The sequence below is a fragment of the Xanthobacter versatilis genome, from assembly GCF_043193975.1.
GTDB classification, from domain to species: Bacteria; Pseudomonadota; Alphaproteobacteria; order Rhizobiales; family Xanthobacteraceae; genus Xanthobacter; species Xanthobacter autotrophicus_E.
In genome coordinates, this window is the sequence record NZ_JBAFVB010000001.1 from 423,390 (window position 1) to 447,655 (window position 24,266).

At 68.6% G+C, this 24,266-nt stretch carries 26 protein-coding genes; 9 read left to right on the plus strand and 17 right to left on the minus strand.

Annotated features, from left to right (window positions below):
* Positions 1-20 precede the first annotated feature (20 nt).
* A complete protein-coding gene (locus tag V5F66_RS01785; RefSeq protein WP_394000646.1) occupies positions 21-488 on the plus strand; it encodes a MarR family winged helix-turn-helix transcriptional regulator in 468 nt (155 codons plus the stop codon).
* Positions 489-509: 21 nt separating this feature from the next.
* Here the strand turns inward: V5F66_RS01785 and V5F66_RS01790 are convergent, their stop codons facing one another.
* Positions 510-974 (minus strand): MarR family winged helix-turn-helix transcriptional regulator, encoded by a 465-nt coding sequence (locus V5F66_RS01790; protein ID WP_012113322.1) that lies wholly within the window; start codon positions 972-974, stop codon positions 510-512.
* A gap of 208 nt (positions 975-1,182) precedes the next feature.
* Between V5F66_RS01790 and V5F66_RS01795 the strand changes: the two genes are divergently transcribed.
* The 3 genes from V5F66_RS01795 (at position 1,183) to V5F66_RS01805 (ending at position 3,771) form a co-directional block, all read left to right on the plus strand.
* Positions 1,183-1,722 (plus strand): VOC family protein, encoded by a 540-nt coding sequence (locus V5F66_RS01795; RefSeq protein ID WP_012113323.1) that lies wholly within the window; start codon positions 1,183-1,185, stop codon positions 1,720-1,722.
* Between the two features lie 97 nt (positions 1,723-1,819).
* On the plus strand, positions 1,820-3,424 hold the full coding sequence (locus V5F66_RS01800) for an FAD-dependent oxidoreductase (RefSeq protein WP_394093085.1): 1,605 nt from the start codon (positions 1,820-1,822) through the stop codon (positions 3,422-3,424).
* Positions 3,425-3,540: 116 nt separating this feature from the next.
* On the plus strand, positions 3,541-3,771 hold the full coding sequence (locus V5F66_RS01805; RefSeq protein ID WP_012113325.1) for a DUF2783 domain-containing protein: 231 nt from the start codon (positions 3,541-3,543) through the stop codon (positions 3,769-3,771).
* A gap of 12 nt (positions 3,772-3,783) precedes the next feature.
* Here V5F66_RS01805 and V5F66_RS01810 read toward each other — a convergent pair whose 3' ends face one another.
* Complete coding sequence (locus tag V5F66_RS01810; protein ID WP_394093086.1) at positions 3,784-5,718, minus strand: FUSC family protein; 1,935 nt, start codon at positions 5,716-5,718, stop codon at positions 3,784-3,786.
* Positions 5,715-6,194 carry a MarR family winged helix-turn-helix transcriptional regulator gene (locus V5F66_RS01815; RefSeq protein ID WP_394093087.1) on the minus strand — a complete coding sequence of 160 codons (480 nt, stop codon included), beginning with the start codon at positions 6,192-6,194 and terminating at the stop codon, positions 5,715-5,717. The genes V5F66_RS01810 and V5F66_RS01815 overlap by 4 nt, the downstream gene beginning before the upstream one ends.
* Before the next feature lie 422 nt (positions 6,195-6,616).
* On the opposite strand from V5F66_RS01815, the gene sciP reads away from it, so the two are divergent.
* Entirely contained in the window at positions 6,617-6,892 is a 276-nt protein-coding gene (gene sciP / locus V5F66_RS01820; protein WP_012113328.1) for a CtrA inhibitor SciP, read from the plus strand.
* A 303-nt stretch (positions 6,893-7,195) separates the two neighbouring features.
* Here the strand turns inward: sciP and phnN are convergent, their stop codons facing one another.
* The 8 genes from phnN to phnG form a co-directional block, all read right to left on the minus strand.
* The gene (gene phnN / locus V5F66_RS01825; protein ID WP_394006519.1) at positions 7,196-7,819 is read right to left on the minus strand and encodes a phosphonate metabolism protein/1,5-bisphosphokinase (PRPP-forming) PhnN; all 624 of its coding nucleotides are present in this window, start codon (positions 7,817-7,819) and stop codon (positions 7,196-7,198) included.
* On the minus strand, positions 7,816-8,955 hold the full coding sequence (locus tag V5F66_RS01830; RefSeq protein WP_394093088.1) for an alpha-D-ribose 1-methylphosphonate 5-triphosphate diphosphatase: 1,140 nt from the start codon (positions 8,953-8,955) through the stop codon (positions 7,816-7,818). Before V5F66_RS01830 ends, phnN begins: the two co-directional genes overlap by 4 nt.
* A gap of 15 nt (positions 8,956-8,970) precedes the next feature.
* A complete protein-coding gene (phnL, locus tag V5F66_RS01835) occupies positions 8,971-9,699 on the minus strand; it encodes a phosphonate C-P lyase system protein PhnL (RefSeq protein WP_012113331.1) in 729 nt (242 codons plus the stop codon).
* 176 nt (positions 9,700-9,875) lie between these two features.
* Positions 9,876-10,673: a phosphonate C-P lyase system protein PhnK gene (phnK, locus tag V5F66_RS01840; protein ID WP_394093089.1), complete on the minus strand. Its 798-nt coding sequence runs from the start codon at positions 10,671-10,673 to the stop codon at positions 9,876-9,878.
* Positions 10,670-11,578 carry an alpha-D-ribose 1-methylphosphonate 5-phosphate C-P-lyase PhnJ gene (locus V5F66_RS01845; RefSeq protein WP_394093090.1) on the minus strand — a complete coding sequence of 303 codons (909 nt, stop codon included), beginning with the start codon at positions 11,576-11,578 and terminating at the stop codon, positions 10,670-10,672. Before V5F66_RS01845 ends, phnK begins: the two co-directional genes overlap by 4 nt.
* Positions 11,575-12,819: a carbon-phosphorus lyase complex subunit PhnI gene (locus V5F66_RS01850; protein WP_394093091.1), complete on the minus strand. Its 1,245-nt coding sequence runs from the start codon at positions 12,817-12,819 to the stop codon at positions 11,575-11,577. Before V5F66_RS01850 ends, V5F66_RS01845 begins: the two co-directional genes overlap by 4 nt.
* A gap of 4 nt (positions 12,820-12,823) precedes the next feature.
* On the minus strand, positions 12,824-13,459 hold the full coding sequence (gene phnH / locus V5F66_RS01855) for a phosphonate C-P lyase system protein PhnH (protein WP_394050160.1): 636 nt from the start codon (positions 13,457-13,459) through the stop codon (positions 12,824-12,826).
* The gene (gene phnG, locus V5F66_RS01860) at positions 13,459-13,959 is read right to left on the minus strand and encodes a phosphonate C-P lyase system protein PhnG (RefSeq protein ID WP_394093092.1); all 501 of its coding nucleotides are present in this window, start codon (positions 13,957-13,959) and stop codon (positions 13,459-13,461) included. Before phnG ends, phnH begins: the two co-directional genes overlap by 1 nt.
* A 131-nt stretch (positions 13,960-14,090) precedes the next feature.
* Here phnG and phnF point away from each other — a divergent pair, with 131 nt between their 5' ends.
* Entirely contained in the window at positions 14,091-14,906 is an 816-nt protein-coding gene (gene phnF, locus V5F66_RS01865; RefSeq protein ID WP_012113337.1) for a phosphonate metabolism transcriptional regulator PhnF, read from the plus strand.
* A gap of 60 nt (positions 14,907-14,966) precedes the next feature.
* Entirely contained in the window at positions 14,967-15,605 is a 639-nt protein-coding gene (locus tag V5F66_RS01870; protein ID WP_394093093.1) for a pyridoxamine 5'-phosphate oxidase family protein, read from the plus strand.
* Positions 15,606-15,612: 7 nt separating this feature from the next.
* Here V5F66_RS01870 and phnE (V5F66_RS01875) read toward each other — a convergent pair whose 3' ends face one another.
* From phnE (V5F66_RS01875) to V5F66_RS01900, 6 genes are all read right to left on the minus strand, one after another.
* Positions 15,613-16,476, minus strand: a complete 864-nt coding sequence (gene phnE, locus V5F66_RS01875) for a phosphonate ABC transporter, permease protein PhnE (protein WP_394093094.1) — start codon at positions 16,474-16,476, stop codon at positions 15,613-15,615.
* Positions 16,473-17,357: a phosphonate ABC transporter, permease protein PhnE gene (gene phnE / locus V5F66_RS01880; protein WP_394006537.1), complete on the minus strand. Its 885-nt coding sequence runs from the start codon at positions 17,355-17,357 to the stop codon at positions 16,473-16,475. Before phnE (V5F66_RS01880) ends, phnE (V5F66_RS01875) begins: the two co-directional genes overlap by 4 nt.
* Positions 17,358-17,458: 101 nt before the next feature.
* Positions 17,459-18,367 (minus strand): phosphonate ABC transporter substrate-binding protein, encoded by a 909-nt coding sequence (phnD, locus tag V5F66_RS01885; protein WP_394093095.1) that lies wholly within the window; start codon positions 18,365-18,367, stop codon positions 17,459-17,461.
* A 98-nt stretch (positions 18,368-18,465) separates the two neighbouring features.
* Positions 18,466-19,275, minus strand: coding sequence for a phosphonate ABC transporter ATP-binding protein (phnC, locus tag V5F66_RS01890; RefSeq protein WP_012113342.1), 810 nt, complete (start codon positions 19,273-19,275; stop codon positions 18,466-18,468).
* A 568-nt stretch (positions 19,276-19,843) separates the two neighbouring features.
* The gene (locus V5F66_RS01895) at positions 19,844-21,109 is read right to left on the minus strand and encodes an amidase (RefSeq protein WP_394093096.1); all 1,266 of its coding nucleotides are present in this window, start codon (positions 21,107-21,109) and stop codon (positions 19,844-19,846) included.
* A gap of 76 nt (positions 21,110-21,185) precedes the next feature.
* Entirely contained in the window at positions 21,186-22,169 is a 984-nt protein-coding gene (locus tag V5F66_RS01900; RefSeq protein WP_394093097.1) for a polysaccharide deacetylase family protein, read from the minus strand.
* Positions 22,170-22,386: 217 nt separating this feature from the next.
* On the opposite strand from V5F66_RS01900, the gene pdxY reads away from it, so the two are divergent.
* On the plus strand, positions 22,387-23,235 hold the full coding sequence (pdxY, locus tag V5F66_RS01905; RefSeq protein WP_012113345.1) for a pyridoxal kinase PdxY: 849 nt from the start codon (positions 22,387-22,389) through the stop codon (positions 23,233-23,235).
* Between the two features lie 96 nt (positions 23,236-23,331).
* Positions 23,332-24,228 (plus strand): PhzF family phenazine biosynthesis protein, encoded by an 897-nt coding sequence (locus V5F66_RS01910; RefSeq protein ID WP_394093098.1) that lies wholly within the window; start codon positions 23,332-23,334, stop codon positions 24,226-24,228.
* The last annotated feature ends 38 nt before the right edge of the window (positions 24,229-24,266 follow it).

Genomic DNA, 24,266 nt, shown 5'->3' on the forward strand with positions numbered 1-24,266 from the left:
GGGCGTACGCCCCTTGAGCCATGTCGAAGCGGAAGGTCGAGCGACTGAACCTGTTGAAATTCATGCCGTTCCGGCTCAACCGGCTGGCGGCGGAATTCTCCAATGCGCTCGCCATGGAATACATGGCCCGCTTCGGCATCGACATTCCCGAATGGCGGGTGCTGGCGACGCTGGGCCTTCACGACGCGCCCCGCAGCGCCCAATACGTGGTCCGCTGCACCCGCACCCACAAATCCCGTATCAGCCGGGCGGTGGGCTCGCTGGTGACCCTCGGCTACGTGGCGCGGGCGGAGGCGACGGACGATCGCCGCGAGGTGATGCTGGAGCTCACCCCCAAGGGGCGGGCGGTCTATGCCGAGCTGGTGCCGCTGCTGCTGAAGCGCGAGGAGGCCATCCTCTCCTGCCTCAGCGCCGAGGAGCGCGCCCAGCTCGATCACCTGATGGACAAGCTGGAAAAAAGCTTCGACCTGGTGCAGTGCGGGGATTGAAAGCCTTGAAGCGGCACGGGTTCACCCGCGCTCGATGAGGCCCTGGGCGCGCGCCAGCACCTTGGCCATGGCCTTGTCCAGCACCGCGCGCTCCTTGGGGTCGAGGTCTTCCAGCAGGTAGTCTTCCCGCGCTTGCGCCAGTGGCACGATCTTCTGGAACAGGGCGCGGCCGGAGCCGGTCAAAGTGAGGATCTTTGCCCGGCGGTCGGCGTCGTCGGTGGCACGGGTGATGAGGCCGGCTTCCTCCAGGCGCGCCACGGCGCGGCTCACCTGCATCTTGTCGAGGGTGGAATAGGCGCCGATGTCCTTTGCCGCCATGCCGTTGTTGGCGCCCAGCGCCGCCAGCACGCGCCATTCGGCCCGGGTGATCTGGAAGCGGTCGCCATAAAGCTGCGCCACCGCCTGCGAGACGTGCTCTGCCAGCACCGCGAGGCGGTAGGGGAAAAAATCCGCGAGCGCGAATGCGATCACCTCGTGCTTCGCCATGTCTGTCCCGCTTTTCCGCCTGCAATTGATAACGCAGGTTACATATACACCGCTGAGCCGGCAGGTTCCAACGGCCTGCACCTTTTCTGGTTTTGCCCCGATAGATTTAAAATCGTCTCACTCGCAACGAATTTCGCTTGCGCCAATTAGTAACAACAGTTACTTTAAATCCCGGCCCACACAGCCCAATCAAAAGCCGGAGGACGCCATGCTCGTCGAGAAGATCCATCACGTCGCCTACCGCTGCAGGGACGCCAAAGAGACCGTCGAGTTCTACCGCGACATTCTCGACATGGAGCTGGTCGGCGCCATCGCCGAGGACAAGGTGCCCTCCACCAAGGCGCCGGACCCCTATATGCACATCTTCCTCGATGCGGGCGCAGGCAACATCCTCGCCTTCTTCGAGCTGCCCAATTCCCCGCCCCAGGGCCGCGATCCCAACACCCCCGAATGGGTGCAGCACATCGCCTTCCAGGTGGGCGACGTGGCCGCGCTGGAGACCGTGAAGGCCAAGGCCGAGGCGGCGGGGGTGGATGTCGTCGGTCCCACCGACCACGACATCTTCAAGTCCATCTACTTCTTCGATCCGTCGGGTCACCGGCTGGAGCTTGCCGCCTGGACCACCACGCCTGAGACGCTGGCCCGCCTGAAGGCGGTGGCCCCCGCCATGATCGAGGAATGGGCGGTGACGAAGAAGCCCCCGCGCCACGCCGCCTGGCTGCACGAGAAGGAATTCTCCGCAAGCTGAGGGCAGGCCCCCTCGCGCCCGGACGCCGCCGGGCGCACCATCACCAATCGTCACGAGGCCGAATGGCCCGCCGCGCTTCGGGAGAAACGCTCCGATGATGAGCACCTATACTTATCCAAAGTATCCCTATCGCATCTCGCCGGAGCAGGAAGCCGGCCGCCTCGTGCGCCATCCGGTGGTGGTGATCGGCGCCGGCCCGGTGGGCCTCACTGCCGCCCTCGACTTTGCCGCGCGCGGCATTCCCACCGTGGTGCTGGACGACAACGACACCGTGTCGATGGGCTCGCGCGCCGTGTGCTACGCCAAGCGGCCGCTGGAGATCTGGGATCGCCTGGGTTGCGGCGAGCGCATGGTAGAGCGGGGCATCAGCTGGCGCATCGGCAAGGTCTTCTTTGAAGATGACCTGCGCTACCAGTTTGATCTTCTCCCCGAGCCGGACCACAAGATGCCGGCCATGATCAACCTTCAGCAATATTATCTGGAGGAGTTCATGGTGGAGGAATGCGCCCGCCAGCCTCTGGTGGACCTGCGCTGGAAGCACAAGCTACTGTCCCTCCAGCAGCATGAGGATTTCGCCACCCTCGTGGTGGAGACGCCGGACGGGGTGTTCACCCTGGAGGCGCAATGGGTGGTGGCCTGCGACGGCGCCAATTCGGACACCCGCAAGATGGTGGGCGCCGAATTCACCGGACAGGCCTTTCAGGACCGCTTCCTCATCGCCGACGTGGTGATGAAGGCGCAGTTTCCCACCGAGCGCTGGTTCTGGTTCGATCCCCCCTTCCATCGCAACCAGTCGGTGCTGCTGCACCGGCAGGCGGATGATGTGTGGCGCATCGACTTCCAGCTCGGCTGGGACGCCGACCCCACCGAGGAGAAGAAGCCGGAGAACATCATCCCGCGGGTGAAGGCCATGCTGGGGCCGGATGCGCAGTTCGAGCTGGAATGGGCCTCGGTCTACCAGTTCGCCTGCCGGCGCATCGACCGCTTCCGCCACGGCCGGGTGATCTTCGCCGGCGATGCCGCCCACCAGGTCTCGCCATTCGGCGCGCGCGGCGCCAATTCCGGCGTGCAGGACGTGGACAATCTGGGCTGGAAGCTCAAGCTGGTGCTGGATGGCGCGGCGCCGGAGAGTCTCCTCGACACCTATCATGACGAGCGGGCGCTGGCGGCCGACGACAACATCGCCAATTCCACCCGCTCCACGGATTTCATCACCCCCAAGAGCGCCATGAGCCGGCGCTTCCGCAATGCCGTGCTGGAGCTGGCGCAGGACCACCCCTTCGCCCGGCCGCTGGTGAATTCCGGGCGGCTCTCCACCCCCACGCCCTATCTCGCCTCGCCCCTCAACACCCCGGACGAGGACGCCTTCGCCGGCCTCATGAAGCCCGGCACCACCTGCGCCGATGCGCCGGTGCGGGTGGATGGCAAGGACGGCTGGTTCCTCGGCCTTTTGGGCGACGGCTTCACCGTGGTCACCTTCGGCGATGCGCCGCAGGGCGAGGTGCGGGCGGGGGGCATCGCGGCCCCGGTGCTTCGCATCGGCATCGATGCCGCGGACGCCAAGGGCCGCCTCGCCGAGCGCTACGACGGCGCCGATGGCACCACCTATCTCATCCGTCCGGACCAGCATGTGGCGGCCCGCTGGCGCAGCTTCGACCCCGACAAGATCCAGAGCGCCATCAAGCGCGCCATCGCCGCCTAGAGCGTTTTCCATTCGCTCCGGCTCACGGAAATCGCTCCAGACTCTCGTTTTGACGCGTTTTCTTTCTGAGAACCGGTACTCACTTCGCTCGAAAACGCTTTGAAGGAGGAGACGCCATGCTTCACACCCTGCCCACGGACGCGCCGCGGCACGACCTCTTGATCCGCACTCCCAACATCCCCGACCCGGACGGCTTCTACGAGGAGCTGATCGAGAGCCAGCGCCTGCTCAGCGACGAGGAGGCGCAGCTGATGAACTGCAAGCTCATCCTGCTGCTCGCCAACCACATCGGCGATCGCGCAGTGCTCACCCAGGCCCTGAAGGCGGCCGGCGGCGCCGCGAAGTAGAAGGGCGCCCCGCTATCGCGCGGTGGACACCGCGCGTCCGGGCAACCGGATAAAGGCGGCGCGCTGCGAAAGCTCGGCTGCGGCTTCGCGCAGCAGGTCTCCGTCGCCGGTTCCATCGGCGGCGAGGCGCGTGGCGGCGACGCCCAGGGCCCGCGCCGCGCGCTCGGGATCGCTGCCCACATGGCGCAGCCGGGCCAGCGCCGCGTTGAGCCGCCGGGCGGTTCCCGGCGCCGGATCGGACTGGTTCAGGGCCTCGTCCATGTGGAGGATGGCGGAGCCCAGAAGCAGCACGGCAAAGCCGCCCTCCATGGCCTGCTCCCGGCTGCCGCCGGTCTTGTCGGCCCAGCGCGCCAGCCGCAGCACCCGGTGATAAAGCTGCGCCCGCCACACGGCCCGCTGCCGGGCGGCGCCGGGATGCGCTGCCATGGACTGGAGATCGTGGACCATCATGGTCACCAGCGTTTGCTGCCGGCGGCGCCCATCCACGGGAAAGATCAGCAGGAAGGCCATCAGCCCCACCGCTGGCCCAAGCACGACGGCGCCGGCCAGCATGAGGGAATGGGCGAGGGTGCCGGCGAGCGGCCATGCCGGCTGGAGCATCAGCAGCACCACCATGGAATAGTCGAAGCCGATAGGCCCCGCCGTCCGCCGGTGGGCCTGGATGAACGCCCCCAGCAGGATGAAGGGCATCATGGCCAGCACCAGGCCGAAGGCGCTGTCCGCGTGGGGCCACACCAGCCAGCGGCAGGCCAGTGCACCGGCCGCGCCCAGCATCTGGCCCATCATCACCTGCTTCAGGGTCTGCGCCGGGTTGTCGGCGGTGGAGAAGATGCTGGTCATGATGGCGGCGCCGAGCAGCATGAAGGCGCCGGCTTCCCATCCCGTCGCCAGCCACGCCGCGCCCACCGCAAGCAGGGTGACCGTGGCGCGGATCAAGGCTTCCCGCGCGCCGATGAGGTCGCGGTGCAGGACCACGCCATCGTGCGCCCCGGTGCGCGCGCCATCTGCCCCGTTCAGCTGCGTGGCCTCGGCCTCGGCGAGCCCTTGGAGCGCGTCGTGGAGCATGCGGTCGGAGCCTGTTCGCCCGGCGGCGTCGCGCAGGTGGGCTTCGGCATCCTGCGGCCGATCGGCGGCAAAAGCTGTGGTGGCCTGCCGCACGGCCGCGACCAGCGCCGCGTCGCAGGCCGGGCGCGGCGGGCGCCGCATCCACAACAGCAGCGCCACCTGCGCCGTCAGCAGACGGCGGATGGCCCGGATGGTCGCGCGCGAGCGCAGCGATCCGGCGGCATGGCCGTCCAGTGCGTCCTCAATGGCGGCCATTTCGGAGAGCAAGGTCTGGTGTTCGCCCCGGCCCGGAGGCAGCGTTCCCGCCAGATGCGAGGCGAGGTCGTCGAGGATGCGCCGCGTCAGCCGACGCACCCGCCGCGCGGGATCGTCCGGATCCGCCGGCGCGGTGAACATCCAGCCCATGGCGAGCGCCACGCCGACGCCGAGCAGCACCGTGAGCATGCGGTCGATGCCCACCACGAAGGGGCCGGCGGCGAGCGTGCTGTGAAGCAGGGTCACCATGGCCGCCGAATAGCCGGCCAGCATGGCGCCGTAGGAGGCAAAGCCCCGCAGAAGATTGCCGGCCCCAGCGCACAGGCCGATCCACACGGCAAGGCCGAGGACGATGGCCCATTGCTGCCCGTGCGCGGCAAACAGGAGGCCGATCCCCGCCACCGAGCCGATGATGGTGCCCAGCGCGCGGAAGAAGCTCTTCTCCACCAATTGGCCCCGCACCGGCTGGGCGGCGGCCCACACGGTCATGGCCGACCATTGCGGATGCTCGAGGCCCACCAGCCACGCGACCAGGAGCGCGCAGCAGGCCGCGAGCGCGGTGCGCAGGGTGAAGTTCAGGCGGAGCGGGTCGAAGCCAAGCCGCTCCAGGGTGGCGGGGGCGCTCACGGCTTTTCTCCGCCGTGGCGCAGCGCCCGGATGCGGGTGTCGATCCGCTCCAGGGCCGTTGTCATGGCCGCCATCTCGGCATCGTCGAAATCCGCCAGCATCCGCGCCTCGATGGTGTTCAGGAGGCGCTGGATGTCGGCCATGGCCTCGCGGCCAGCCGGGGTCAGGAACAGCAGGTTGGCCCGCCGGTCGGCCGGGTCCTGCCGGCGCTCGATCAGCCCCTTGGCGGCGAGGATGTCGAGCAGGCGCACGAGGCTCGACCCGTCGATGCCCACCCGTGCCGCCAGTTCCTTCTGCGACAGGCCGCCGCCGGAACGGCCGATGTGGAGGAGGGGGCTCCAGCTGGCGTCCGAGAGGCCCCGGCAGGCAAGGCTGGCATCCAGCGCGCTGCGCCAGTGGCGCGCCACCATGACGAACAGCATGCCGAAGCGCTCGCGGGGGGAGATGGGGTCGGGGGTGGGGAAAGGATCGGGCATGGGAGTTATGAGTGTTCAAATAATTTGAATTCAAATTATATAGCCGAACCCGCGCTGCTGCGCTACCTGTCTCTCATGCGTGACGTAACGGGTCCATGCCGATACCGGCGATCCTGCAGCGACCGGGCCTGAACCCTATCCACGCGTAGGCTGCCCTGTCCGCCCCCGGCACCTTCTACGGCTACGCCGGTAAAAGGGCAGCGGCACCTCCCAGTCGGCATTCTGAGCGGGGGTGCCTGTTCCTTCTCGAAATCTTACCGGATTTGCATTCTGCAAAAACATCGGGGTCTTTACGTTTCGGGAATATCTTGTTCACGCGCTGTTAAGACAAGTAAATATCCTGTTTTTCTGAGCCTTTAGCAAAGTTTTCATCGCCGCCTGCAATCTTGTCTTGCGTCTTGATGTGTAGCAGGTGCGTAGCGATGACCGATGCCTATCGGCCGAGGGTGAAATATGTGATCGGCCCGGATGGGGGACCGTTGACCATCGCCGACCTGCCGCCGCCGGATACGCGACGCTGGGTCATCCGCCGCAAGGCGGAGGTGGTGGCCGCGGTGCGCGGCGGGCTCCTGTCCCTTGAGGAAGCGTGCAAGCGCTACACCCTCACCGTGGATGAATTTTTGTCGTGGCAGGCCTCCATCGACCGCCACGGCCTGCCCGGCTTGCGCACCACGCGCATCCAGCATTACCGGCAATAGATGCCGCGCCCAGGCCCGCTGCCGTTCGTTTCAGAGTGTGTTTGAAGGCCCTGACCGGCCGTGCCGAGATCTCCGCGTCGTGCCCTGCCTTGTGCCGGGTATGCACGCGGTGCCGTTTGCGCGCTGTTTCTGCCGCGCTGTTCCTGCGTGTTGCTCCCGGCCGCAGGGCGTGGATGGCCGGAACCCGCATGTTTGCAGGTTCCGTTCTTCAGGGCGGAAGTCGGCAACAGCCGACTTCCGGGACGAGCCCGGCCATGACGGCATGATTGCCGTGATGCCTTCCTTAAATTTCCAAGCGGCTACTCACCCCGCTGCCAGCTCCGCCGCGATGAAGGCGCCGAGCCTTTGCCCGCCATCGGCGGGGGTGCCCACATTGTCGATGACGAGGTCGGGGGCCACGTCCACCTCCGGCGCGCGCGACAGGCGCTCCTCGATATCGGCGGCGTCCTCGCGGCCACGGGCGGCGAGGCGCCCGGCGCGCACCGCCACCGGCGCGGTCACCTCCACCACGCGCACCCGTTGAAAGCGCGCCCGCGCTTCCGGCAAGGTGGCGCGCGAGCCGTTGGCCACCACCACGCCGCCCTCTGCAATGGCCTGCGCCACCTCGGGACCCAGCGCATAGCAGAGCCCGTGCGCCCGCCAGAACAGCGGGAACTGCCCTTCGCCCCTGAGCGCCTCGAACTCCGCCTCGCTCAGGGTGCCGTGGGCCTCCCCGGCGCCGGCGGGGCGGGTGACGAGCCTGCGGGCGAACAGCACGCGGGCGTTGTCGGCGAAGCGGGCGCGGGCGATGTCGATCAGCGTGTCCTTGCCGGCGCCCGAGGGGCCCACCACCAGCAGCAGCGTTCCGGGGCCCAGCAGAGCGTCCGGCCGCGTGTTGGCTGGCCTGTGGTCGAGGGTCGCCCCTGCGCCGGTCTCCCGCGTGTTCATGCCACCCTTTGCCCCGCGCGATAAACGGCCCGGACCACCGGCATGTCGCCGGCCAGCGTCACCCGCACCAGGTCGGCGCGCCGGCCCTGGGCGATCTCGCCCCGGTCGGTGAGGCCCGCCACCTCGGCCGGGGTCTTCGTCACCATGCGCACCGCCCGCGGCAGGTCGATGGAGGGCGCCCGGCGGTTGAGGTCGAAGGCGGACCACAGGAGAGAGGAGGGCACATAGTCCGACGACAGGATGTCGAGCAGCCCGGCGCGGGCCAGCGCCTCGGCGGAGACATTGCCGGTGTGGGAGCCGCCGCGCACCAGGTTGGGCGCGCCCATGAGCACGCGGATGCCGGCGTCATGGGAGAGCCTGGCCGCCTCTTCCGTGGTGGGGAATTCGGCCACCGCCACGCCGTCGCCGATGGCCTCCGCCACATGCTCGGGGGTGCCGTCGTCGTGGCTTGCCACCACGCAGCCGTGGGCATGGGCCAGCGCCACCAGCCCGGCGCGGTTCTCCCGCGCGAAGCGCTCGTGGAAATCGAGCCGCGTGGCCACGATCACATCCATCTCCTCGGCCGTGATTCCGCTCTTCTTCATGTAATAGGAGCGGAACTGGTCCACGCTCGCAAACTGCCTCTGGCCCGGCGTGTGGTCCATGAGCGAGATCAGGTGCACGTCGGTGGTTTCAAGGATGGCGGCGGCATCCTCCACCACGGTGTCGGTCGGCACCTCGCAGCGCAGGTGGATGAGGTGATCGGCCCGCAGCACGCCGGCGGCGCGGGCCTCCTTCAGGGCGCGGATGAGGGTCGGCGCGTCGCCGTCCATGCCCACCGCCTTCTTGTCCGGCCACACCCGCAGGCTGTCGAACACGGTGGTGATGCCGGAGGCGGCGATCTGCGCATCATGGGCGAGCACGGCGGCGAGCGGGTTCCAGCGCACCTTGGGGCGGGGCGCAAGGTGGCCTTCCACATGGTCGGTGTGCAGTTCCACGAGGCCGGGAAGAAGAAAATCGCCCTCCAGGTCCTGCGCGCATTGGGGCGCCGCGCCGGTGCCGATGGCATGGATGCGGCCGTCGCGCACCGTGAGGTGGCCGGTGACAATCTCGTCGGCGAGGACGAGGCGGGCATTGGCGAACACCTGTTCGGTCATGTCTTCAATCCTGCGTCAGGCGGAAAAGCGGGTGACATCCACCACCCGGTCGGCGACGGCGTCGCGGGTCTCGGCATCGTGGAAGATGCCGAGCAGGCCGCAGCCGGCCGCCTTCTTTTCATGGATGAGGTCGATCACCACCGCCCGGTTGGCGGCGTCCAGCGATGCGGTGGGCTCGTCCAGCAGCAGCAGGGGCTGGGTGCCGATGAAGCCGCGCGCCACGTTCACCCGCTGCTGCTCACCGCCGGAGAAGGTGGCGGGCGGCAGGCCCCACAGCCGCTCCGGCAGGTTGAGCCGGGCCAGCAGCGCACCAGCGCGTGCCTTGGCGGTTTCCGCGTCCATGCCTTCCGCGCGCAAGGGCGCTGCCACCACGTCGAGGGCCGACACGCGCGGGATCACGCGCAGGAACTGGCTGACATAGCCGATGCGCGCGCGCCGCAGCCGCAGCATCAGGCGCGGGTCGGCGCCTGCCACCTCCACCAGCGCGCCGGCATCGGCCACCTGCACGGAGCCCTGATCCACCCGGTAATTGCCATAGACCATCTTGAGGATGGAGCTTTTCCCCGCCCCCGACGGCCCGCCCAGCGCCACGCACTCCCCGGCATGGACGGCGAAGGAGACGGCGGAGACCACAGGCAGGCTGAGGCCGCCCTGCAGGTGCAGGGTGAAGCTCTTGCCGAGGTTTTCGACGGCGAGGAGGCGGGTGTCTTGGGGCAAGGCCGTACTCCCTTGAGCCGCAGTCATGCCCGGCCTTGTCCCGGGCATCCACGCCGTGCCGTCGGCGCAACGCTCGGAAGGCTGTGCCCGGTCACCGGGCGTGGATGGCCGGGACAAGCCCGGCCATGACGACGCTTCTGCTTCGCGATGCCTTCCGCTCGATGGCGTCGGATCGCCGGGCGGGGTGCGTGACGGATCGGTCATCATGCGGCGAGCACCGAGGAGACGAGGAGCTGGGTGTAGGGCTCGCGCGGGTCGTCGAGCACCTGGTCGGTGAGGCCCTGTTCGATCACGCGGCCGGATTTCATCACCATGATGCGGTGGGACAGGAGCCGCGCCACCGAAAGGTCATGGGTGACGATGACCACCGCGAGCCCGAATTCCTCCACCAACTGGCGGATGAGGTCCAGAAGCCGCGCCTGCACCGACACGTCGAGGCCGCTCGTGGGCTCGTCCATGAACACGAGGCGCGGGCGGGTGACGAGGTTGCGCGCGATCTGCAGCCGCTGGCGCATGCCGCCGGAGAAGGTGCGCGGGTCGTCGTCCATGCGCTCGGTGGCGATCTCCACGCGGGCGAGCCAGTCGGCAGCCTCCTGCCGGATGTTGCCGTAGTGGCGCCAGCCCACGGCCATGAGCCGCTCGCCCACATTGCCGCCGGCCGAGACCGCCATGCGCAGGCCCTGTTCCGCATGTTGGCGCACGAAGCCCCAGTCGGTGCGCAGCAAAAGGCGCCGCTCGGCCTCCGACAGCGCCGCGAGGTCGCGCATCTCCCCATCGCGCATGCGGTAGGACACGCGGCCGGCGCTGGGGGGCAGCTCGGTGGAGAGCAGGCCCAGCAGGGTGGACTTGCCGGAGCCGGATTCTCCCACGATGGCAAGTACCTCGCCCGCGTGCAGGGTGAGGTCCACGTCGCGGCAGCCGAGGCGGGGACCGTAATATTTCTCAAGTCCCTCGGCGACGAGGAGAGGCGCGTCGGGCGGCGAGATCATCTCCTGGCTCATGGCTGGCCCTCCCCATAGGGCGCGCTCATGGAGCCGGTGTGGCCTTCGGCCTGCCGGGTGGCGCAATGGTCGGTGTCGGAGCACACGAACATGCGGCCGCCCTTGTCGTCGAGGATCACCTCGTCGAGATAGACCCCCTTGGCGCCGCACAGGGCGCAGGGCTTGGCGAAGGTCTGCACCGCGAACGGGTGGTCCTCGAAATCCAGCGACACCACGCGGGTATAGGGCGGAATGGCATAGATGCGCTTCTCGCGCCCCGCGCCGAACAGCTGCAACGCCGGGCTGTCGTCCATCTTCGGATTGTCGAACTTGGGGATGGGCGAGGGGTCCATCACATAGCGGCCCGCCACCTTCACCGGATAGGCGTAGGTGGTGGCGATGTGGCCGTGCTTCGCGATGTCCTCGTAGAGCTTCACCTGCATCAGGCCATAGTCGGAAAGGGCGTGCAGGCGCCGCGTCTCGGTCTCGCGCGGCTCCAGGTAGCGCAGCGGCTCGGGGATGGGCACCTGGTAGACGATGACCTGGCCTTCCCTCAGCGGCGCCTCGGGAATGCGATGGCGGGTCTGGATGATGGTGGCGTCCTGCGTGCGCGTGGTGGTGGCCACCCCCGCCGTGGTCTCGAAGAAGGTGCGGATGGCCACTGCGTTGGTGGTGTCGTCCGAGCCCTGGTCGATCACCTTGAGCACATCTTTCGCGCCGAGGATGGCGGCGGTCACCTGCACGCCGCCGGTGCCCCAGCCATAGGGCATGGGCATCTCCCGCGAGGCGAACGGCACCTGATAGCCGGGGATGGCGATGGCCTTCAGGATGGCCCGGCGGATCATCCGTTTCGTCTGCTCGTCCAGATAGGCGAAATTGTAGGTGATGGCGGGTATGCCGGAGGCGGTGCGGGCAAGGGCGGTCATTCGGCGGCCTCCTTGTGGGGGGCTTCGGCCGTTTCCGGTGCTTGCCTCTCACCTTGATCCGCTTGCTCCGCGCGCATGCGGCGGATGAGGTCCAGTTCGGCCTGGAAGTCCACGTAATGGGGCAGCTTCAGGTGCTCCACGAAGCCGGTGGCCTGCACGTTGTCGCAATGGGAGAGCACGAATTCCTCGTCCTGCGCCGGGGCGCTCTTCTCCTCGCCCAGCTCGGCGAAGCGCAGGGATCGGTCCACCAGCGCCATGGACATGGCCTTGCGCTCCAACTGGCCGAACACGAGGCCATAGCCGCGGGTGAACTGCGGCGGCTGGGTGGCCGAGCCCTTGAACTGGTTCACGCTCTGGCACTCGGTGACGCTGATTTCGCCCAGCGGCACGGCAAAGCCCAGCTCTTCGGCATAAAGGCTCACCTCCACCTCGCCGAAGCGGATCTCGCCCACGAAGGGATGGGTGCGCGCATAGCCGCGCTGGGTGGAATAGCCGAGCGCCAGAAGGAAGCCCTCGTCGCCCCGCGCCAGCGCCTGCAACCGCAGCGGGCGGTCGGCGGGAAAGGACAAGGGCTCGCGGGTGAGATCGCGCGGCGGCGTGCCATCGTCCGCCGGGGCGGGCTCGATGAGGCCTTCGTCGCCGAGCAGGTCGGTGACGCGGGGCATGGGGGCCTGCACGTTGCTGAACCCTCTCCCGCTCCGAGGTTGGAAACATCCGGCCTCGGTCTCTGGAGCCGAACTCGGCAACAGCCGAGTTCGGTCGGGGGAGGGCAGGGTGGGGGCTGGGGCTTCTCCGGCGGGGACCGCTTCGGGGGTGGAAGCTTCATCACCCGCCTGCGTCGCCAGCCGCTCGTCCAGCAGGCGGTGGGTGTAGTCGAAGGTCGGGCCCAGCACCTGGCCGCCGGGCAGGTCCTTGAAGGTGGCGGAGATGCGCCGGCGGACCCGCATGGCGCCCGTATCCACCGGCACGCTGGCGCCGAAGCGGGGCAGGGTGGTGCGGAAGGCACGGGCGAGAAAGATCGCCTCGATCAGGTCGCCCCGCGCCTGCTTGATGGCCAGCGCCGCCAATTCGCGATCATAGAGCGAGCCCTCGGCCATCACCCGGTCCACGGCGAGGGACAATTGCTCCGAGATCTGGTCGAGCCCGATCTCGGGCACGGAGGCATCGCCGCGCCGGCGCTGGGCGAGCAGCGCGTGGGCATTGCGGATGGCGGCCTCGCCGCCCTTCACGGCCACATACATGGGGTCAATCCTGTGTGTGGGGAGCGATGGTGCGCGGCAGGCCGGCGACGAGGCCGGGCGCGCACAGGATGAGGTCGATGCCGAGGGGGTAGAGCGCCCGGTTTGCGGCCAGGCGCCGGGCAAAATCCGCAGGCAAGGGCGCGGCGGAAAAGATGCGCCGGCCCTTGATGCCGGGGCCTTCCAGCACCAGCGCGTTTTCGCCCGCTCCCGCTTCCCCCGCACCCTCTTCACCCAGGCGCGCGACCTGCACGATCAGCGTCGCCGAGCGGTCGGGATAATCCGGCTCGCCTTGGGCGAAGCGGGTGAAATCCGGCAGCGCCGCGCCATCGCCCATCAGGGCGAAGCGGGCGGCGGCGGGGTCCTCAACCAGCGGCGCGCCAGTGTGGAAGCGCAGGAAGGCGGCCACGTCCGGCGTCGCCGCCAGCGTGGCGTCGAGATAGACCGGCGTCTCGTAATCCAGCAGCGCCAGAGCCGCCGCCGCCATCTCCGGCGAGAGCGGGGTGGGGGGGGCGAGATCGCTCACCAGTGGAATCGGGCGGCCCGGCTCGGACATGGCGCGCATGAGCGCGGCGAAGGTGCGCTGGGCGTCGTGTACCGGATCGGCGAAGCCGGCAGTGAGGGCAAGGGCGGGAGCAGCCATCAGTCTTCGCCCCGTGTCATGGTGAAGAAGTTGACCTTGGTCGCCTCCGCCTCGGCGGCGGCCGTTGCCTCCTCGGCCGCGAGGCGGCGGCGGATGGGGGCAAGCGCATCGTTGACCGCGAGTTTCAGCGCCGGGTCCTGCCACAGGGCATCGAGGATGGCCGCGACCTTCGCCTTCTCGGGCGCGCGGCCCAGCATGTAGGAGACGCCGGTGGCGCCGCCCTCCAGCTGCACGGCGGCGCGGGTGACGGTGGCTTCCCCCATGTTGAAAGGTGCGCCGTCGCCGCCGGTGCGGCCCTGCACCATCACCAGACCGGCCTCGGGCGGCCGCAGCTTCCTGACTTGAGGGAGCGGCGAAAAGCGTTCCACCGCCGCCTCCAGCTCGGCGCGGGTGGCGCGGGCGTAGAGCGCCATCATGGCCTGCCGCTCGCCGTTGTCGTCCGTCGCCTCGGGGAAGGACGGGGGCGTCTTTGGTCCGGAAACAGGTGCGTCGGGCCCCATGATCGCCTCGAGTGCAGGTGCCCGCCGGGGCAGGCGCGCGGAAGGATACGGGAGCCGAGGCTCCGCTGGACTCTATTTGTATAATAGTCTAGACAAATAGACAAGACGGCGAGGCCGTCAGGGAGGCGGAAATGTCGGGGACGTCGCGCAGTCTCTCAACCAAGGGTCACAACCCGATGACGGAGGCGACGCAAACAAAGGCGGACGGCGGTGCGTCCGGGCACGAGGGCGTGGCCCGCGGATCGGGCGTCACCCTGTGGCGGCAGATCGCCCAGCGGTTGGAGGAGGAGATCCATTCCGGCGTCCTGAAGCCCGGCGCGCGCCTGCCGGTGGAGGCGGAGCTGTCCGAGACCTTCGGGGTCAACCGCCACACCCTGCGCCGGGCGCTGGCGCATCTGGCCGAGCAGGGGCTCATCGAGGCCACGGCCGGGCGCGGCACCTTCGTGAAGGAGCCGCCCCTGCGCTATCCCATCGGCGCGCGCACCCGCTTCTCGGAGATCGTCTCGGCGGGCGGGCGCGAGCCGTTTGGCCGCTTCCTCGGCTCGAAGGTGGAAGATGCCTGCCCGGACGTGGCGCGGGAACTGGCCGTGCCCGAGGGCACGCCGGTGCTACGCATCGAGAGCATCCACGAGGCGGACGGGGTGCCCATCTCGTTCGGCACCGCGTGGTTTCCCCACGCGCGCTTACGCGACCTCGACCTCGTCTATGCCGCCACCGGCTCGCTGACGCGGGCGCTCGCCACCCTCGGCATCGAGGATTATCGCCGCCGCGAGACCCGCATCACCGCGCGCCCCGCCAATGGGCGCGAAATCGAGCTGCTGTCGCTCGCCCCCGGTCGCGCGGTGCTGGTTCTGGAGCGGCTCGACGTGGAGCCGAACGGCGTGCCTCTGCAATGGGGCCGTTCCTCCTTCGCTGCGGACCGGGTGCAACTGGTGTTCAAGGCGTGAGCGCATCCGCGCCGGTGGCGGTGCGCGGCAAGCTCTTCAGGACAGCATAAGGACGACCCCATGGCCGAGATTCGAGACGAAGACGCGCTGCGTCGCCTTTATGGCCAACCGGCGGGGCGCAGTGTCGCCAAGCAGCTCGACCGGCTGGATCGCCATTGCCTGGATTTTATCGCGCTGAGCCCCTTCGTGCTGATCGCCACCGCGGACGCACAGGGCGCCACCGATGTCTCCCCGCGCGGCGACCTGCCGGGCTTCGTCGCGGCGCGCGCCCACGACCTCGTCATCCCCGATCGTCCCGGAAACAACCGGCTGGATTCCCTCACCAATATCCTTGCCACCGGGCGGGTGGGGCTGCTTTTCCTCATTCCCGGCGTGGACGAAACCCTGCGCGTCAACGGGCGCGCCACCATTCATGACGATGCCGAGCTGACGGCGCGTTTCGCTGTGGGCGGCAAGGCGCCGCGCACGGTGCTGAAGGTGGAGGTGGAGGAGGCCTATCTCCACTGCGCGAAGGCCTTCATGCGCTCGCGCCTGTGGGACGTCGAGGCGCAGGTGGCGCGCTCGGTGCTGCCCACCATGGGCGAGATGCTGCGCGACCAGATCGCCGGCAAGAACGGCGACACGTCCGGATCGTCCGTGGTCGGCGAGGCGGAAAGCCAGGAGGCGATGGTGGAGCGCTATCGCGGCATTCTGTATTGAGCGCGCCTCACGGCTCCAGCCGGGTCTTGCCGATGATGGAGAAGCGCAGACGCGAGGAGATGAAGTCGATCACCGCCACCATCACCAGCATCATCAGGATGAGGAACGACACCTTCTGCCATTCCAGCACGCGGATCTGCTCGGCAAGGTGCAGGCCGAGCCCGCCCGCGCCCACGATGCCGACGATGGTGGACTGGCGGGCGTTGGATTCGAAGTAATAGAGCAACTGGCTCGCCAGCACGGGGAGCACCTGCGGCAGCATGCCGAAGCGCACCGCCTCCACATCCGACCCGCCGGTGGAGACGATGCCTTCCACCGGCTTGTGATCCAGCGCCTCCACGGCCTCGGAGAACAGTTTTCCCAGCTCGGCGAAGCTTGCGGTGGCAATGGCGAGGATGCCGGCGAACGGGCCGAGGCCCACCACGGTGACGAAGATCAGCGCCCAGATCAGCCGGTCCACCCCGCGCACGGTGTCGAGCAGGCGGCGCACGGCGAAATGGGCGAAGATGTTGGGGATCACGTTCTTCGCCGCAAGGAAGCCGAATGGGAACGCCACCACCGCCCCCAGCAGCGTGCCGAGGAAGGCGATGGCCAGCGTCTCGCCCAGGGCGTGAATGTAGAGCGGCAGCTGGGTGCCGGGGTCCGGCGGCACCATCAGCGTGAGGAAATGGCCGAGCTGGGCGAGGCCCGATCCGATGCGGTCCAGGTTGAAATCCAGCCGCCAGAAGCCGAACACGGCGATCCCCGCCAGCACGGCGGCGACGGCGAGGACGCGCAGCCGCTGCGCCGGCGAGGGCGCGAGCGCCTCTGGATAAGCTGTGGCGAGGCGTGCCCGCGCCTCCGCGTCGAGGGTGATGCGAGCGCGGCTCATCGGTGGCCTCCCACGCCCAGGAGCCGGTGGCGGATCTGCTCGGTGACAAGGTCGATGATCATCACCGCGGCGATGATGAGGAGCAGGATGGCGGAGACATCCGAGTAATAGAATTTGCGGATCGCCTCCACCAGGTCCTGCCCGATGCCGCCGGCCCCCACGAAGCCCATGATGGAGGCCTCGCGCACATTGATTTCAAAGCGCAGCAGCCCGTAGGAGGCAAAGTTGGAGGTCACCTGCGGCACCACGGCGAAGCGCACCATCTTGGGCCAGGAGGCGCCGGCGGCGATCGCGCCTTCCACCGGCTTCATATCGATATTCTCCACCACCTCGGCGAACAGCTTGCCCAGCGCGCCCATGGTGTGGATGGCAAGCGCCAGCACGCCCGGCATGGGCCCGAGCCCGAACGCCACCACGAACAAAAGCGCGAACACCAGCTCCGGCACGGTGCGGCAGAATTCCAGATAGCGCCGCGCCGCGAGGCGGACGAAGGGGCTGCGCACCAGGTTGGCGCAGGCGAGGAAGCACAGGAAGAAGGCGCCGATGGCGCCGATCAGGGTGCCGAGATAGGCGATCAGTATGGTGTCCAGCAGCAGCTTCAGCCAGTGGTCGAGGTTCCAATACCACTCGGCGAGGTCCGTCCCGAGGGTGTCCCAGCGCAGGGTCGGCACGATGGAGGCGAAATAGCTGGTGAGCCGGCCGGCATTGGCGAACAGCACGCCCGGCTTCACCTCGCCCATCCAGGCGGCGAGGGCGATGCACACCAGCACCACTGCGGCGGCGATGAAGCTGTGCCGCCGCCGTTCCCGAACCGCCGCCTCGTAGGCGGCGAGCATAGGCGCGAGCTGGGCGTCGGGCAGGCGGGTGACGGCGTGGGCCAAGGGGGTGCCTTGTCGCGTTTTGTCGAAGTTTCGATGGCCGCACGCCGGCCCCGCGCCCTTGAGGGGCGAAAGGCCGGCGTATCGATTTCAACTGGTAGGGATCAGCTCTTCTTCTTGCGCAGCTCGTCCACGAACTTGTTCAATTCGATGATGGAGACGTAGGATTCATTGTCCACCGGCTGCCAGGGCTGCTGCTTGCCTTCATAGATCTTGTCGAAGGCGGCCTTGTCGTTCTGCTGGATGGAGAAGAAGGCGTCGCGGATCTTCGCCTTCAGCTCGGCCGGCATGTCGGCGAGATAGGCATAGGGCGAGTTCACGATCTGGTCGGACTTGAAGATGATCCGGTAGTCGTCGTACTTCGCCATCCCCTTGCGCTCCATGCGCCGGAGGTTGGATTCCTGCTCATCGTTCCACCAGTTGAAGGCGGCGTCGCAGGTGCCCTGCTGCACGGCGATCACCGCATTCTCGTGCGAGCCGGCATAGACCACCTTGCCGAAGAACTGGTCGGGGGTGATGCCCATCTTGTTGAGGGAGAAACGCGGCACGTTGTTGCCGGAGGTGGAATTGGGATCCACCAGGCACAGGTTCTTGCCCTTCAGGTCTTCGATGGACTTGTAGGGGCTGTCGGCCTTCACATAGAGCACCGAGTGATAGCCCTTGGTGCCGTCCGCATTCACCTCGATGGCGAAGGCCTCGATCTTGGCGCCGGTCATGAGCGCGCGGGCGAACGAGGAGGGGCCGTAGGAGGCGATGTGGATGTTGCCGGCGCGCTGGCCCTCGATCACCGCCGCATAGTCATTGGCGATGCGCAGGATCACCTTGGTGCCGAGCTGCTTGGAGAGATAGTCCATGAGCGGCGCGAAGCGCTCGGTGACGCCGGAGGCGTTCTCGGCCGGGATGATGGCGAACACCAGCTCGGGATACTTGGCCTTCCAGTCCTGCGCGGCGGCGGCACCGGCAGAGACAGCGAGCGCGGCACAGGCCGCGATCAGGGTACGACGGTTCAGCATTTCAGGCTCCTGTCGGCAGGTCTTGATTTCAAGCGCACGGATTTGGAACAAACCGGTGCGACCGGCCTCCGGGGAGGCCGGCGCGGGGCGGCAGGCGTTCAGGCCAGCGCCGCGGATTGCGGAATGGCGCCGCCGAAGGCGGGCTTGGCCACGGGCAGGTCCATCACCTCCCCGGCTTCGAGGCCATAGAGGTCGTGGGCCACCTGCTCGGTGAGGGCGGCCGGCGCGCCGTCGAACACCACGCGGCCCTGCGCCATGCCCACGAGGCGATCGCAATAGGTGCGCGCCAGGTCGAGGGAGTGCAGGTTGCACAGCACGGTGATGCCGAAGTGCTTGTTGATGCGCAAAAGCGCGTCCATCACGATGCGGGTGTTGCGCGGGTCCAGGGAGGCGATGGGCTCGTCCGCGAGGATCAGCGCCGGCTCCTGCGCCAGCGCGCGGGCGATGGCCACCCGCTGCTGCTGGCCGCCGGAGAGGCTGTCGGCGCGCTGCGCGGCCAGCGGGGCGATGTCGAACTGGTCGAGGGCGGACAGGGCGATGGCCCGGTCCTCGGCGCTCCAGCTCTTGGTGAGGGCGCGCCAGGCCGGCGCGGTGGCGAGCCGCCCCATGAGCACGTTGGTGAGCACGTCGAGCCGGCCCACCAGGTTGAACTGCTGGAAGATCATGGCCGCCTCGGCCCGCCACGCGCGCAGGGCGCGGCCCTTCAGGGCGGTCACGTCACGGCCGTCATGGAGGATGCGGCCGGAGGAGGGGTCCTGCAGGCGGTTGATCATGCGCAGCAGCGTCGACTTGCCGGCGCCGGAGCGTCCGATGACGCCGACAAAGGCACCCGCGCCGATCTGAAGATCGACGTTGGACACGGCCTCCTTGTCGCCGAAGCGGCGGGTGAGGCCCTCGATCACCAGCATCGGGTCGCTCCGTTGCGCGTCCGAACCCTGATAAGGGGTGAGCGCAACACCCGTGTGACGACCGGTGGGCCAGCCGCCGCCGATGTGTTTTCGGGATGGTTTCAGGGGCCGCCGCGCGGGGGCGTCAGGGAAATGTCACGGGATCGTCGATTGTGACAAACGCCAATCCGGGGCCTTGCGGCCGACGCGGAGACGCCGGGGAGGTGTGGGCTCCCCGGCGCCGCGGATCGACCGGACCACGCTTTGTTGTGTTCTTCGATCCGGCGAGTGGTGTGGCCAGCGGCTCAAACCATGCCGAGGAGCACGGCGCCAACGAATGCGAAGGCGGCACAGGTCTCGATCACGGTGAGCAGATGGCCGAAGGTCACCGTTTTTCCTCGCGAAGTCGATCTCGCAAAGAACCTTAACAAATTCTCAAAATGCGTGAAGAGGTAAGATGTGCTGCACCGCGGCCGGTATTGTGTTGCGACGCATGACTGTCGGAAGCCAAGTGTGCCCCGGTTCTGCCTTTTTCTCGACGCTGCGGCGCAAGCGGCGGTGTCGAGAAAAGTTTGTGAAATATTGTATTTCAGCGGGAGGTGGCGCTTTCCAGCAGATTCGCCACCGCCAATGCCTGCCGATCGCGGCCGAACCGGCCCACCAGCTGCACGCCCACGGGCAGTCCGTCCGCCGTCTCAAGGCCGGCAATGTTGATGGCCGGACAGCCCAGCAGCGTCCACAGCCGGCAGAACATGGCCGAGCCGGTGGTGGCAAAGCCCTCCGGTGCCGGCCCGGGGGCGGAGAAGGTGAGGAGCGCGTCCACCTCGCCGAACACATCGCCCAGCTTCTGCCGTGCGCGCTTGGCGGTGCGCCGCGCCTGATCGTAGGTGTCGGGCGCGATCTGGGTGGCGGCATCGAGATGGGCGGCGAGCAGCGGCGAGAGGCCGGCGCGGTCGTAGGCCAGCTCGTCGGCGAAGGCGAGGGCGGCCTCGAAATCCTGGATAATGGGCTGGGCGGCGTCGGCGGCCTCCAGCTCTTCGGGCAGGTCGAGGTCGAAGACGCGCGCGCCCCTGGCCTCGGCGGCGCGGGCGGCGGCGTCCAGCGCGGCATGGGCCTCGGCGGAGGCACTACCGGCGCGCGCGGTGCGCACGATGCCGATGCGCGGTCGCTCTGCGGTCTCCTCGCCGATGTCGAGGTCGCGGCCGGTGATGGCGGCGGCGGCAAAGGCGGCGTCCCGCACCCGGGCGGCGAACAGGCCCATGGTGTCGAGGTGCCAGGAGAATGTCTTCATCCCCAGCGTCGGCAACAGGCGGAAGGTGGGCTTGTAGCCGGTGACCCCGCAGAAGGCGGCGGGGCGGATGACCGAGCCGGCGGTCTGGGTGCCGATCGCCAGGGGCAGCATGCCCGCCGCCACCGCCGCCGCCGAGCCCGCCGAGGAGCCGCCCGGCGAATGGGTGAGCCGGCGCGGGTTGCGGGTCTGCGATGGCTTCAGGAAGGCAAATTCCGTGGTCACGGTCTTGCCGACCACGAGGCCGCCGGCCCGGCGCGTCATGGCCACCACCGGGGCGTCGTTGCGCGGCCGGTGGCCGGCATAGAGCGCGCTGCCGTAGGCGGTGGGCAGGTCCCGCGTGTCGATGATGTCCTTCACCCCCACCGGCAGGCCGGCGAGGGCGCGCGCCGTGAGCCCGGCCTGATCCGCCGCCGCGCGCGCCCGGTCGAGGTCGAGGGCGGCGAAGGCCTGCACCTCGCTCTCGCGGGCGCCGATGGCCCGCGCCACCTGTTCCAGCACGGCGCGGGGCGTGGTGCGCCCGGCGTGGAGGTCGGCGGCAAGGTCGCGGGCGAGAAGGAGGGTCATGGGGTTACTCGAGGCATGGCGCAAAGGGCGCCCACCATGCGCAGGCGGCAGCGTGCGCGCAATGGGGGCGGGGGCCCTACTGCACCGGCAGGATGCGCTTGCCGGTGCGGGCGGCGTCGTCATAGACGCGGGTGTCGCCGGGCTTCAGGGAATAGCAGGTGTCGGCGATCACCGGACGGCCCGCCGCCAGGAGCTGGCTCACGGTGGCGAAACGGTAGCCCTTGGCCCGCAGCGCCGGGATCAGGATCCTCAGAGCCTCGGCGGTATGCTTGCCGCGCCCGTTGGCGTGCATGAGCACGATGGAGCCGGGGCGGATGGAGCGCAGCATGTCGTCGGCCATGCCCTTGGCGCCGATGAAGGCGGGATCGCCCGAATCCACATCCCACTGGATGGCGAGGTGGCCGGTGTCGTTCACATAATTCAGCGATTCGGCGCTGCATGAGCCGTAAGGGAAGCGGAACAGCTCCGCCCCGCCGGTCGCCTGCGCCGGTGCGCTCGGGAGCATGCAGCCCTTGGCCTTCACCTCGGTGCGGCGCAGGGCGAGGGCCACGTCCGCGTCGTCCACCTGCCGGCGCATGGCATCGCCCGTGCGCACGGTGAGGTTGGCGTGGGACCAGGTGTGGTTGCCCATCTCGAACTGGGGGTCAGCGGTGAGCTGGTCGCCGCGCTCGGTGTGGCTCATCAGCCATTTGCCGCCGGCGAAGAAGGTGGCGGCGACATTCTCGGCGCGCAGGTAATCCACCAGAGCACCGTCATAGCCGGAAATCTCCGCCGAGGCCTCGCACAGGTCGAAGGTGAGGGCGACCAGCTTCTCGCCCGGCGGCAGCTCCACCCGGCGGATCGAGCCGCGGAGCGCCGCCGGCACCGGGGGCAGGGTGGGCGTCGCCATGTCGGGCAGGGTCACCGGGCCGCCGGCACGCGGGCGCACGATCTCCTCCCCCGGCTTCGCGGCCAGCGCCGCGGGCGAATAGCAGGCCGGCCCCGCCGCTGGTCCGGCGAGTACCGGAAAGGAGGCAGGCAGCAGCAGGAGCGCGAGGCAAAGAGTGGATCGGACGGACACGGCAAACTCGACAGGTGCGAAGGATCGGTCTTTCGCATAGGCGCCCGCGCGGCCCTTGGCCAGTGCGGGCCGGTCACGAGCTGTTGCGCGCGGAAACATCAGCGCGAGCAGGGGGCCGATCAACAGATTCCATTTGAGAAGGGCGCGGCGGCAGGCTAACCGGCGGATTGCGGGCGCCGGCCATCAGGCAGCGACCCCGATCGCGGGATCCGAGCCCATGAACCTCCTCTCCATTCAGTCCCATGTCGCCTACGGCCATGTGGGCAATGCCTCCGCCGTATTTCCGCTCCAGCGGCTCGGGGTGGAGGTGTGGGCCATCAACACCGTGCAGTTCTCCAATCACACCGGCTACGGGGCGTGGCGCGGGCAGGTGTTCGAGGCGGCGGTCATCGGCGAGCTGGTGGAGGGCATCACCGAGCGCGGGGTGCTGCCGCGCTGCGACGGCGTGCTCTCCGGCTACATGGGCTCGGCGGACATCGGCGCCGCCATCCTCGACGCGGTGGCGCGGGTGAAGGCGGCCAACCGCAATGCCGCCTATTGCTGCGACCCGGTGATCGGCGACGTTGGGCGCGGCATCTTCGTGCGCCCCGGCATCCCCGAACTGATGCGCGATCTCGCGGTGCCGGCGGCGGACGTGATCACCCCCAACCAGTTCGAGCTGGAGCTGCTCTCGGGCCGCGCCTGCGCCTATATCGACGATGCGATCGCGGCTTGCGACGCCCTCCACGCCCGGGGTCCGAAGGTGATTCTCGTCACCAGCCTCAACGTGGCGGAGACCCCGCCCGATTGCATCGACCTGATCGCCTCGGGGCCGGACGGGCGCTTCCTGGTGCGCACGCCGCGCCTCGCAGTCTCGCTCAACGGGGCGGGGGATGCCATCGCCGCCCTGTTCTTCTTCCACGTCCAGCGCACGGGATCGACCGCCGAGGCGGTTTCCGCCGCCGCATCCTCCATTTACGGGGTGCTGGAGCGGACGGAAAAAGCACAGTCTCGGGAATTGCTGCTGGTGGAAGCCCAGGACGAGTTCGTGCGGCCCTCCCGGCTCTTTCCCGCCTCGGTGATCTGAGGCAAAAATGTGGCGGCCACCCCGTGGCTGCCGTGACCCGGAAGACGCCGTGCGCGTGCATGCTGCGGTCACAGAGACCTGTAGAGACCTGTTCGCATGCCGCGCCGCTTCGTGACCCTGGATGTGTTCACCTCCCGCCCGTTCGGAGGCAATCCGCTCGCCGTGGTGCTCGACGCCCAAGGGCTCGACGACGCGGCGATGCAGCAGATCTCCCGCGAATTCAACGTCTCCGAGACGGTGTTCGTGCTGCCGCCGAAGAACCCCGCCAACCGGGCGCGCATCCGCATCTTCTCCGTGGCCCACGAGATGCCGTTCGCCGGCCATCCCACGGTGGGGGCGGCGGTGCTGCTGGCGCTGGAAGACAAGCTGGTCAAGGGCACCCTGAAGATCGAGGAGCCCATCGGCACCGTCACCTGCGAGGTGACGACTCAGGGCGCCGGCTCACGCAAGGGGGTGGCGGTGTTCACCGCGCCGCGCAAGGGCGAGCTGGAGGAGGTGGACATCTCCCGTGCCGCCTGCGCCGAGGCGCTGAATCTGGATGAGAGCGACATCGGCTTCGACGCCCATCGCCCGGTGGTGGCCTCGGCCGGCGTGCCGTTCCTGTTCGTGCCGCTGGCCAACCTCACCGCGCTGGCCCGCGCCCGGCCGGACGAGGCGGCTTTCATCAATTCCCTGGGCGGCTTCGGCGAGGCGCTCTACCTCTACACCCTGGACGAGGAGGGCGACGCCGATTTCCGCGCCCGCATGTTCTCCCCCGGCCTCGGCACCGAGGAGGACCCCGCCACCGGTGCCGCTGCCGCCGCCTTCCCCTGCGTCCTGCTCGATGCCGAGAACCGGGTGGACGGCCACCACAAGGTGCGCATCGACCAAGGCTTCGAGATGGGCCGCCCCAGCCGGGTGGACCTCGGCTTCACCGTGAAGGGTGGGCAGGTGCTCGACGCCACCATCGGTGGCTCCGCCGTGGTGATCACCGAAGGGGTGCTCCACATCTGAGCCTTATCAATATGTGGATTTGACAGAACTCACGGAAG